The organism is Myxococcus sp. AB025B (genome assembly GCF_006518215.1).
In the GTDB taxonomy this organism is placed as follows: domain Bacteria; phylum Myxococcota; class Myxococcia; order Myxococcales; family Myxococcaceae; genus Myxococcus; species Myxococcus fulvus.
In genome coordinates, this window is sequence record NZ_SRLW01000609.1 from 1 (window position 1) to 1,723 (window position 1,723).

Below are 1,723 nucleotides of genomic sequence, written 5' to 3' on the forward strand. Positions count from 1 at the left end.
TCGAGGTGGATGCGGCGGCAGCAGCGGCGAGATTCGCTCCCAGAGAGCGTCGGGTACGAGCGCGCGGGCCATGACCGCAAGGTGGTCATGGCCCGGCTGCTGGCTAGGTTTTGTTAGGCACTCTTAGCCACGAATGAGCCGCTACTTCTTGTTGGACGAGGACAAAGCAGCTACGGCGAGGCACGGCGGCGAACTCGATGGAGTGCACAAGTGGCGACTGCCCGGTGTCCGCTGCCACGCCTGTGGCGCGACCTGGAGCAGCGTGGGGCATGACCATCCCGAGGTCGACCTCTCAGGGCTCGCCGAGCACACCGAGTTCGAGCGCCCCAGGCCCGAGCCCTTCACGGAGTTCGTGCGCCTGCGGGAGCTGGTCCGCCCCTATGTCCCACCTGGAACGACCCTTCCTCCTGGAACGACCTTCGGTCCCCTGGTGGGATGCGCCTCGGGCAGGTTCGGCCCATCGACTGGCTGGGAGGAATCCGGCTGCTGATGCAGCCCGATGCGCTGGAGCGACTTCAAGCGGAGGGCATTCGCGGACCACGAGGCTGCTCCACCGAGCTGCGCTTCCGGCAGAAGAACCCACCGGAGCTGCTGGAGATTCAGCTCCCCCCCGTAGGGCGACTGCACCTCGACTGCATGCCTCCCGACCATCCACCGCCCTGCTCGATGTGTGGTCGCCTCAACCTCCGATGGCCCGAGACCCCCATCCTGGACGCGGCCACGCTCCCCACGGAGCTGGACCTGTTCAGGCTGGGGAACTTCGCCACGATGCTCATCGGCACCGAGCGCCTCGTGGACACCGTGAGCCGCCTGCAACTGGACGGCATCAAGTTCCGCGAGCTTCCCACTCGATAGGGACAACACACCTCACAGCGTGCGCAGATACTCCACCAGGTCGTCGACCTCCGCCTCCGTGAGGTCCGCGGTGGTGCCGTGCTTGTTGGACGCCCTGCCCTGCATCAGCCGGCCCTTGAGCGACAGCGCGCTGCCGTCGTGCAGGTACGGCGCCGTGCGCGCCAGGCCCAACAGCGACGGCGTGTTCAACCCGCGCTTGCGCGTGTTGTCGTCGTCCCGCATCGGCCCCGTGGTGATGAAGGTCCCCACGTCCGCCTGCTTGTTGTTCGTGAAGTGCGCGCCCTCGTGACACGTGTCACACGCGGCCTTCTTGAACACCTGCTCACCCCGCGCCTGCGCCGCCGTCTGCACCGCGCCCCGATACGGATTGTCCGGCGTGGGAATCACGTCGATGAACGCGGACAGCTGCGCCACCATCACCCCATCCAGCGACGTGCCGCCCATCCGCCCTCGCACCGTCGCGTCCAGGAAGTCCCTCATCGACGGGAACTCCCCGCTCCAGTGGAACGGCCCCGTCTCGGTCACCTTCCGCCCCGCCAGGCTCGGCGTCTGCCGCGGCCCGTCCGGGAAGCCCCACACGTGCCCGTCATCCCGCCCGTCCAGGTGACACGACGCACACGACGCCGCCACCCCCGCGCTCGTCATCCGCGAATCCAGCGCTGAATAGAACAGCTTGCGCCCCGCCGCCTCCTGCGCCGTCAGCACGTCCTCCCCCACCACCGGAATCGGCGCCCCCTGCGTGCGCACGTTCGCCACGTTCCCCGAGCCGTCGTTCACCAGCGTCGTCACCGTGTGGTCGAACGCGTTGTAGACGTACACCTTGCTCCCATCGCGCGTCATCGCGATGCCGCTGGGCCCCGAGCCCACC

The 1,723-nt window shown here is 68.1% G+C and carries 1 protein-coding gene and 1 pseudogene; one reads left to right on the forward strand and one right to left on the reverse strand.

Translation table 11 applies throughout. From position 1 onward, the window contains the following. Positions 1-133: 133 nt before the first annotated feature. A pseudogene (locus FL311_RS43010) lies at positions 134-855 on the forward strand (double-CXXCG motif protein). Between the two features lie 12 nt (positions 856-867). On the opposite strand, the gene FL311_RS43015 reads toward FL311_RS43010, so the two are convergent. Beyond that, positions 868-1,723: c-type cytochrome (locus FL311_RS43015; RefSeq protein WP_141333445.1), on the reverse strand; the 856-nt coding region annotated here is incomplete at its 5' end.